Source organism: Myroides sp. C4067, assembly GCF_038039665.1.
Taxonomy (GTDB): Bacteria; Bacteroidota; Bacteroidia; order Flavobacteriales; family Flavobacteriaceae; genus Flavobacterium; species Flavobacterium odoratimimum.
Window position 1 is genome coordinate 106,668 of record NZ_JBBPHJ010000012.1, and the last position, 11,348, is coordinate 118,015.

At 35.1% G+C, this 11,348-nt stretch carries 1 protein-coding gene and 1 pseudogene; both read right to left on the reverse strand.

The genetic code is table 11. The features are described 5' to 3' along the window. Positions 1–5: 5 nt before the first annotated feature. Entirely contained in the window at positions 6–9,485 is a 9,480-nt protein-coding gene (locus AABL87_RS10575; RefSeq protein ID WP_341277320.1) for a hypothetical protein, read from the reverse strand. Positions 9,486–9,967: 482 nt separating this feature from the next. Next, positions 9,968–11,348, reverse strand: a pseudogene (locus AABL87_RS10580) (hypothetical protein); the annotation flags it as partial.

Genomic DNA, 11,348 nt, shown 5'->3' on the forward strand with positions numbered 1-11,348 from the left:
AAACTTTAATCTCTTACACTAAACACTATATTAAAATAAGTGTTTGTACTCACTTGTGCATTATTCCTAACTTTATATTCCAAATCTCCATAATCTGAAATAGTAACCCATTCAAACACTTCCTCATCATAATAAAGCACATAATAATCTAATTCAACAGGTTTCAATACAGGTAATGTTTTCCTCTGCGCTTTTGAGTTTACTACTTTTGGATTCCCAAACTGTTGTTTATAATACTCATAAACATCTATTGTTTCTTCTTCTCCTGGCTCTACTGTAATATAGAATGATGGTGCATAAAAGAATTTAGGCATCGCTGTTTTATTAGCACTTCCTCCATCTTTCCACTCAACTCCTCCATTCCCATCAGAAGCCAATACTTGCCCTTGAGGAGCTTGTTTATTAGCAGCATCTAAAGAGCTTAATTTTTCTACCTTCACACTTTCTTCTTTTATATGTTTGTTCTCAATAGCTCCTTCTCTCACTTCCAATGTTAAATCATTAAATAGAGCTCCTTCACCATCTCCACTTGCCACTTCAATTGTACTACTATTATCTAAATCACCTGTTCCTGAATCATTTCCAGCGACTTTAGCCCAACGTGTTCCTCCTTTACCATCTGATGTTAATACCTCAAATTCAGGAGATCCATGAGAACTAATCTTCCTATTCTCAATTCCTCTATCTTGAATAACATCATCATGTACAGCATCTTTCTTCAATTCTTTATAACCTACTGCATCATCCGCTATTTTGGCTGTTGTTACAGCTCCCAATCCAAGTTTATCTGTGGTGATTGCTTCATCTGCGATATACTTTTGAGATATTCCTTTATCTTTTATATTGATTGTTGTTTCTTCCAAAACAATTCGACCATGATCAGCTGTCTTAATTGATATTGGACCTGTTCCATCTGTCTTAAGGAATTTACCATTATCAGACATTTTTCCATACTTTACATTTCCACTTCCATCAGCTGTTAAAACAGTTCCAGCGGCTGCATTTCCTGTACCACTATTCGATTTTATTTTCTCAACTGTTACAGCTTTACCTTGAAGTTTATTAGTACTAACCGCATTATCTGCTAAGTAAATGTCAGTAATAGAACTTTCTTTAATATCAAGACTTGCTTCTTTTAATAATGCATCTTTACCTCCATTGACAGCTATAATAGTAGACCCTTTTAATTCACCTGTTGTTGTAACTCCTGAAGGAGATTTAAATTCTACTCCTCCTTTTCCATCAGCTGTCAACACCATTCCTGGATCTACCACTTTATCTTTCTCTTTAGAGCTTAACTTATCTGAAGTCACATTCTTAGCTGCTATTTTACTTGTTGTAACTGCACCATTAGCCAATTGTAACTCTCCAACACCACTCTCAGCGATATTCACTGTTGCATCCCCTAATAAAGCATGTTCTTTTCCTCCTCCAGTAATCGTAATACCAGTTCCTCCTGCTAAAGGCTTCCCTATCTCAGACATCGCCTCTTCTACATCTTTAAACTCCGCTCCTCCTTGACCATCAGTAGCTAATAGTAATCCAGCGCCCATTTCTCCTGAAGCTATTTTATCTACAGTTACTTCTCTTGCTCCTATATGATTAGCCTTAATTCCTCCTATTGCTACATCAATATTAACATCTTGTAATGCGGCCTTATTACCTGCTATTTCCAAGGATTTCCCTGTAGAAGTTATAGCTTTTCCTTGTGTTTGAGCCACTGCATCTAATCCTTGGAATACAGCATTCCCTTTATCATCTACTGATAATACGGCTCCTTTTACAGCTTTCTCTGGATTAATCTTTTCAACTGTTACAGCTTTACTACTAAGGTGTTCTGTTTTAACCCCATCCTTAGCTATTTCTATCGATGTTTCTTTCAATAAAGCCTTATTATCTTTTACTCCTACCTTAATAGAACCATCTGATTTTAAGTCTGCACCTTCTCCTTCAAAGGCTGTATTATTTAATGCCTTATAAGCAACTTTTCCCTCTCCTATAGAAGTCAATACTGTATTGGCTACTGCATCTCCAGAAGATATCTTATCTACTGTTACTGCACCTACAGCTAATTTATCTGTTGAGACACCTCCTGATTTAACATCAATTGAAGTTGGTGCTAACACAGCATTTTTACCAGTTGTACCATTCGTGAACTCAAGTGCAGTACCTATATTTAAATCTACTCCTCCTGCTTGTACAGCTTCTTTCTCAACATAATCAAATCCACCTTTTCCATCTGTTACTAAAATGTAATCAATATCTACAGGTACATTATCTTTTTTAGAACTCAACTTATCACTTGTAATACTATTATTTTTAACCCCTAACCCAACATTTGCTAATAGTGAGTTAACACCATCACCTTGGGTAATTTCAATAATATCATCCGTAGTTAAGTTACCAGCAGTATTCGTTACTATATCTCCTAATTCACCCCATACTACTTCACCATTTTCTCCACTGACTAATACATGTTTTTCTCCTATCCCTTCAGAAGAAATATTATTAGCCATTACTGCCTTTTCTCCTAATTGTGTGTTAGTAATACCTCCATCAGCTATACTTATTTTTGCATCAGCTAATAGTTTATCTACTCCATTATCCACCACGATTACACCGTCTGTAGATAATGTACCTTTGTTAGCTAATATAGTTGTCGAAATAGGTTGATAAGACACTGATTGTCCATTCGCTCCTACTGTTGCAACACTCCCTGCTACAGCTCCTCCACCGTCTAATTTACTGACAGAAATAGACGTATCAGCAATACCTAAACTTACATTGGAGAACACTTTATCTGCTCCATTATCAGAAACAGTAAGACCATCTCTTACTGCGATGCTTCCTTTTCCTGTAATAGCTGCAGTAGTTATAGGCTCATAGCTTACTATTCCATTTTTTCCAACAGTAGCTACTGTACCTTCTTGTGCATTTTCTGCATTTAATTTACCTATGGTAATACTCTGATTTGCAATATTTGAGTCTTGAATAGTTCCAGCAGCAATATGTCCTTTATCACCTCCTTTAATACCACCTTTATTAATTGAAATTATGGTCTTTTCGATTGCTTCTCCAAATAAAACATTCTCACCTCCCTCTACAACGATAACATCTTCTTCTCCTTTTAAATCTCGCTGAGTTGCTTTATTGACAATCTCTTTTGCTGAATAAAAAGCTGTATTTCCAACACCATCTGCGGTAAGCACGTCTCCTTTACCTGCTATTAGAGCCCCTTGTTTAGAACTAATTTTATCTGATGTAACAGACAGACTTTGTAAATGTTCATTTCCTATTCCTGCTTCGCTTACTTTTAAGTCTAATGCCTCTAATAGCGCTTTTGAAGTATCTCCTGTTGCTGTTAATGAAGTATCAAGTGTAAGCATCTTCCCTGTCACTACAGCAGACATTGGTTGATATCTTACTGTTCCATCACTTTGTACCACAGGTACGAAGTTTTCTTTTCCTTCTCCAGCAAATAACTTCTCCTCTGTAACAGCTTGATCTTTTATCTTCTCTGTAGTAACTCCACTATTTTTAAGAGAGATTGTCATTTCTGATAAAGCTGCTTGCTCTCCACCTACTACCTCAATAGCATTATCAGTAGATACTTTTTTACCTTGAGCAACTACTGTATTATAGATCTCTTCCTTAACTTTTTCCTCCTTAAGAATCTCTAAAATATTTTCAATAACATCATGAGCAACGTCAATAGTTGCTAAAGGAGCCTCTTGTGATTTATCATAGAAATCATACTTTCCTTTACCTGCTACTTCTATTTTTAAGGTATTAGCATCAAAATTAACACCAGCCCCTATTTTATTTCCATCTTTATCTATATCTTTCTCACTAAAGTAAGTAAATGTACCATCCTCATTATCTTCTAAAACAGTCACTCTTTCTTGTGTCTGTACCATCTCTTTAATGATATCACTTGAAGCGTCTACCCACTCTGTTTTACCAGTAGTATTCGTAACTAAAAGCTGTTTTGCTTTTCCTCCTTTTATTTTTTGAGGAGTTATATTCTCATCTACAATTTTAGAAGTAGTAATCGCATTATCTGCAATACTCAACTCCACAGCTTTAAAGACAACATCAGCTACACTCGCTTTACCATCCACTAAAATACCTTTACCTGATAACGGAGCTTTCTGTATTTCTACTTTTTCTAATTGTTCTATTTTCTTCGTGATAGATACAATAGCTTCCTCTACATTATTGTATTCGATATTATCTCCTTCAAAGATGATATGGCTTGCACGTGTATCTATGACAGCTAAATTCTCTTTTGTAGACTTATCTTTCAGTACATATACCCCAGGAGTTTTTGTATCCACAGTTAGTGTATTCGCATCAAAAGTTACTCCCTTTGCTCCAGAAACAACATTCCCCTTATTGTCTACCTGATCTTCATTAAAATAAGTAAATGTACCATCTGTATTATCTCTCAACAAAGTCAATGATTCTACATGTTTAACCATGTCTTTAATCACATTCTCATTTGCATCTGCCCATTTTACATTACCTCCACCATCAGTAACCAATATCGTTCTAGATTGTTCCCCAACCATTTTAGTAGCAGTAATGGTCTGATTTTGGATCTTATCTCCCGATACTGCATCAGTTGCTAACTTCGCATTAGTAATACTTAATTCATTCAAACTAAGTGTTACTTCAGTAAGTGCAGCTTGTGTTCCTCCCTCTACATGAATAGCCGAATCCCCTTTTATGGCCTTACCTTGCTCTCCAACTACTTCTTTTAGCGTTCTAAATGCAGCTCCTCCTTCTCCATTAGAAGTCAGTACTTTTCCTTCAGCCTCATTCGTTCCTATTTTCTCTGCTGTTACAGCTTTAGAAGCGATATGTATGTTTTGAACTCCTGCATCAGCAATATCAATAGTTATTCCTTCTAAAACTGCTTTATTATTTTGAGGGATCTTTAATGAACCTTCCGATTTTAACTCAGCTCCTTTTCCAGCAAAAGCAGTTTCACTAAGTTTCACATATGCAACTTTTCCCTGACCATCAGCTGTTAACACAGCATTTTCATCTGCTCCAATAGAAGAAATCTTAGCAGGAGTTACTCCTCCATCAGCTAATTTTTCTGTACTGATTCCTTGATCAACGACATCAATATGTGTCTCTACTAATAAAGCACTTAGACCATCTCCTTGTGTGAACTCAAGCGATTTTCCTATCTTTAAATTCTTTCCTCCTTGTAGAACAGCATCTTTACTAACATAATCAAACCCTCCATCACCATCAGTCACCAATATTCTATCTTTGACAATATTACTTCCTGGCGTAGTTTCATCAGCAGAACTCAATTTACCTTTCGTGATACTATTGTCTTTAATGCCTAATCCAACATTGTTAAAAAGTGAATTAACACCATCTCCTACTGTCAATTCAATAATATTATCCGTTGTTAAATTACCCGCAGCATCTGTAACAATATCATCTAATTCTCCCCATTTCACCACTCCATTATCATCCGTCACCATTACTTTCTTTTTATCAAGAGCTCCTGCAGAAATCTTGTCAACGGTGACAGCTCCAGTATCTATTTTACTGTTTTTTATAGCATTATCTGCCAGTTGAAGTGTATTAATCCCACTGTCTACAATACCTAACTTAGCTTCTGTAAACAAAGTTCCTTTTTGCTCCATTAATCCACCTACAGTAATAATACCATCTGTTTTTAAAGATGCGGCATTATCAGTTATAACAGTACTTGTCAACGGCTGATAAGACACAGTTCCATCAGCATTTACAGTAGCTACAGCTCCTGCTGTTACTCCTGTTGCATCAAGTTTACCTGCTTGAATCGTTTTATTCTTAATATCGTCATTCTGGATTGTCTCATTCTGAATATGCTTACTTGTAATTCCTCCTGTATTAATAGATATCTTCGTTTCCTTTCCATCTGTTCCAAAAAGAACATCTCTTCCTCCTTCTATCTTAATTACCGTATCCTCTCCTACTAAGTCACCTTTCATAGCAGGCGCTACAGATTCTGTTGGTGTCTTGAAGTCAACTTTCCCATTACCATCAGCTGTTAATACAGTTCCCTGAGCAGCTCCTTTAGAACTAATCTTAGAAGTAGTCACCCCTCCCTCTTTAATATTAATAGTCAAGGCGTTTAGAGCAGCTTTATCCCCTCCAGTTATAGCCATAGAGCCATCTGTACTCTCTACCTTTTTACCATTTGAGGCTACTGTATTGAATATTTGGTTCTTTACCTCTTCACTATTTAAGATAGTTGTAATATTATCTATTACATTAGCGGCTACATTTATAGTACCTATTGGTTTAGTATCACTTGTTTTATCAAAGAAGTTATATACACCACTACCTTTCCCATCGGCACCTATAACTTCAACTATTGTCAATGTATTTGCATCAAATGTAATCCCCTTAGCTTCAGGTTTACGCACACCATTAGTGTCATAATCACCTTCATTAAAGTACGTAAACTTACCATTCTTTAAATCTATTAATTCAGTTATTGCTTGATTCCCTTTTAAGAAATCTTTAATCACTTCATCTGTTGCATCTACCCACTGTGCCTCCTTATTTACATTCGTCACTAATAGCTGTCCTACTTTAGCCCCTGGAGCTAATTTAGCAGGTGTTACAGCTTTGTTCTGAATCATTTCAGTACTTACTCCATCTTTTGCAATATCTAATTGCATTGCATTTAATACGGCTTTATCGCCTCCAGTTAATTGAATAGATCCTTTAGGAGAAGTCACTGCTTCTCCTTGTGCTGCTACTGTAGTATAAATATCGTTTTGTACTGTAGTATCATTTAGTATTTCTTTGATATTCTCAATCACAATACCTGCTACATCAATAGTCATTAAAGGTGCCGATAGAGTTGTTTTTCCATCATAAAAGATATAAACTCCTTTTTCTCCCTTTTTCTCTTCTATTTTTAGCGTATTTGCATCAAATTCAACACCTGCTGTTCCCTCTTTGATATTCTTCTCATTTTGGTACGTAAACGTTCCATTAGGATTAACTGTTAGTAATGTAACCGTCTCATTACTATCTATTACCTCTCCAATAATTGAATCTGAAGCTGGAACCCACTGTACTTCTCCATCTTTAGTAACTAACAAATACTTATCTGCTCCTGGCTTTATCTTCGCTGTTGTGATTCCTTGATTCGCTACAGATATTTTCGCATTAGTAAGAACAGCTTTATCTCCACCATCGACATGGATAGACGAATCCTCTGCTTCTAATTTTTGTCCTTTCGCAGCTACTGTATTATAAATTTCATTCTGTACATTACTATCATTCAGAATACCTGTAATATTGTTAATTACCGTCTTTTGAATATCAATAGTTGCCAGATGTTTATCTCCATCTCTGAATATATATTCTCCTTTCCCATTATCTGCAATCGTTAACGTATTCGCATCGATTAACATCCCTTTTCCTTCAATAGGTTGCCCTTTAGCATCCACCCCTTTTTCATTGTAATAGCTATAAGTACCATTTCCATTATTTACAACGACTGTTATCGCCTCATGTGCAGATACTATATCTTTAATCACTTCGTCTGTTGCAGTGACCCATTCCGCTTTCCCACTTTTAGTTACCAAAATCTGTTTCTCTGCTCCAGGAGCTATTTTAGCTGTTGTCACTGCTTTATTACCTAATTTCTCAGTAATAACAGCGCCATCTCTCAGTTTGTAAGAAGTTACTGCACCATCTACCAACTTATCTGTACTGATAGCGCCATCTGCTATAGTTAACAACATTTCTTTTAATACTGCGCCAGCTAATTCAGTTTGATTGTTAATCAAGATTCCACTTCCCTTTACAGCAGCAGGCTTACCTTGAGCAACTTCTATTTTTTGTAAAATATTATCGATTACCTCTTGTAGGTTATCTCCTTGCACAATATTGGTTGTATTGTCAAAAACGATAGCACTTGCACGCGTATTAATCGTCATTAAAGGAGTTCCTTTCTCGATTGTTTTCATTCCATCGTAGAAGTCGTATATCCCTTTACCTTTTGCTCCTTTTCTCTCTTCTATTCTTAAGGTATTTGCATCAAAATGAATTCCTTTATCCTTGATCACATTCCCTTGTTCATCCACTCCTTTTTCGTTGTAATACGTAAACGTACCATTGTGATGATTCTCTAATACTGTAATCTTTTCATTGTGTTTCACAGCATCCTTAATCACTTCATCTGTCGCACTCACCCATTGCACTTCTCCCTTAGTAGTAGTCACTAAGATTTGTTTAGTGCCACCTGGTTTTAGTTTAGCAGAAGTGATTCCTTTATCCTTTAGAGAGATTGTCATCCCATTCAGTACAGCCTTATCCCCTCCTACGATATCCACAGCATCTACACCTATTGCCTTTTTCCCTTGTGCAGCTACAGTATTATATATTTCTTCTTTTACAGTATTCTCTTTTAATATCTCTGTGATATTCTCTACTACAGTCTGCTTCACATCTATAGTAGCCACTGGTATATCCTTACTTCTTCCATCGAAGAAAAGATACTTTCCATCTTTAGTCGATTCGATACGTAGGGTATTAGAATCAAAAGATTCTCCTACTGATCCCTCTATAAATTTTCCGTCTTTGTCAAAACAAGCTTCGTTATAATATGTCAAAGTACCATTACCATTATCTTTTAGCAGCGTAATTGCTTGGTTCAGTGACAAGATTTCTTTTATAGAATCATCCGTAGCACTTACCCACTGTACATCTCCATTCTTAGCCGTAATTAAAAAAGTACCTATTGCACCAGGTGCTATTTTATTAGGTGTAATACCTTTCTCAGCTACAGAGACTTGCATTGGGTTTAATACAGCCTTCCCTCCATTATCGATCTTGATAGAAGTATCTGCTGGAGTAGCTGCCTTCCCATTATTAGCTACATTAGTATATATTTCATTAACGACTTGTTCGTCTTTCAGTATCTCTGTAATATTATTAATAACACTACCTGTAACGTTGATAACCTGTGCTACACCTGCCTCATTCGTATACGTATATATACCATTTGCACCTTCCTTAATAGTGGTAATGATATTCAAGTCTTTAATAGGAGTGTTCACTTTTCCTCCTTTAGTATCTTCTAATACTAAGTCATCCCCTTTAACACCTAATACTTTATTTCGAGGAAAATTGTCTACATTATCAATAACATCCTGATTATTTACTAATCTAACCCATTCTTTTCCTTTCCAATAGTAAAACCCAGGAGTAACCACACTATTCTCTGTTGTATTAAACACCAATAAGCTAGTCGCTACATCTCCTTTGTTTATAAGCGATTTATCGGTTAAGTCTTTTAAAGGAATACGTGGAATCAATACCCCTCTATACTCACCTGCATCTGCTTTTAACTCTAATAATGCTGATTTGTGCGGTGCTCTTATCCCAATACCAACTTGTGAAAAAGCTAATCCACTCATCATTAAAACTCCAATAGTAATTACCCTTTTTTTCATATCTCTTTGTTATAAACTAGCCTAAAAGTACTCAATTATTAACAATTTTTACAGCAATTAAATATCGTTTTCACAATCGTTACAAGATTCGATTTTAATAATTAACAACAATTACACTGTTTATAGAATACTTTTTTTATTAATTTATTAAATCTTAAAATTTAACTATCAACTTTCGTTTAGCTACTTCTAATTTTTAGTTTTAAAAATATTTGATTTTTAAAACTTTTATACCCATATCGTATTAATTTAAGCAAATATCAATATAGATACAGCACAGATTAGGTATATTAACGATTAATCAAATCTTAAAAAGATCTACTATTAAAAAGCCAAAAATCATACCATAAATGGTATGCATATAGAGATAAATGAAATCCTATTATTTGTTTTAAACCCTTACCTGCTATTTGTTTCTAAATAAAAAAAGCAATAAGAAGAATTCTTCTTATTGCTTTTTTTTATTTCTCTTACTTGTATATTTAAGGAGTAACTATTTCTGTAGATACATATTTTAGTACAACAATATAATTTTTAGCCACTGGCAAAGTGTTATAAAAATTACCACTACCAAAACGGAATTTAACAGATGTATTTTTACTATTAGTTACATCAGTTACACCATTAATTAATAATTTATTACTACTATCATAAATATGAGCTGTTAATAAATAATCTATATTACTCAATGGAATAGCCTTTATTTCTGAATTATACGTTAAGCTTGTCCCTGGAGGGGTTTCTACTTCTCCATTTATAATTCTAACAGTATAAACTCTTTGTCCCTCAACAGTTTCATTGGTCGCTATTGGTTTAGTAGTAATTTTTATATCGCTACCTTTCAAAGTTTCCCATTGTGGTTTACCATTTATATCTGTTACTAAATGCATATTCTTTTTCTCAGGAACAGTAGCTAATTTATCTATTGTAAGAGTACTAGGTGCTATCTTCTCATTAAGAATAGATTCTTTTTTAATCGACAAATTTACTCCTTCAAGAAGTGCTCCTGTGGCTAGCTGAGTTCCTGTTGTAGCATCCCCTACCACGATAATACCATCAGTAGTTAAATCAGCTCCTGTTGTTTTAATATCACTTTGAGGTACCCATTCTACTTTTTTTCCATCAGCACTTGTTACTAAAACTTGATTAGCTTTATCTTCAGCTGATATTTTAATAGGCATAACACTATTATTACCTATACCAATAGTAACATCATTCAACACAGAAGCTTTCCCATTAGTAATACTAATACCATCTAATACCTTCAGTTCTTTCTTATCAGTAATATTATTTCCATCTACTTTAGGTTTTCCTGGAGTCCATTTAGTTCCATCATAAACAAGTGCAAGGTCTTTATCTGTTGCAGGATTTGCTTTAGCTACTTCTACTCCTTTAATCTTATCTACGCTTGTACTATCCGCCTTTCCTGACACATCTCCTTTTAAGTCAATCTCTGAAAAATCTGCTGATACAGTATAAGTAGTTACCCCATCTACTTTTCCAGATGTAGCAACTGTAACACCTGAACCTTGTGCTACTACTGATTCATTACGTGCTTGCCATGTTGGCTTACCGTCTTTATCTGTAGTTAAATATTTATCATTATTTGCAGCATCAGTAGCTAAGTGTGTATCCTTAATAGTCCCTAATCCAACTTTTAAATCTGTTTCTACTAGAACTGCCCCAGTTCCTTTATCCACTACAATAGTACCATCTGATCCTTTTAAATCTTTCTTATCAGTAATATCATCTCCATCTACTTTAGGTTTTCCTGGAGCCCATTTAGTTCCATCATAAACAAGTGCAAGGTCTTTATCTGTTGCAGGATTTGCTTTAGCTACTTCTACTCCTTTAATCTTATCT

Coding starts and splice junctions, on each gene's coding strand:
- AABL87_RS10575 (WP_341277320.1), bottom strand. CDS start 9,485: ATGAAAAAAAGGGTAATTACTATTGGAGTTTTAATGATGAGTGGATTA.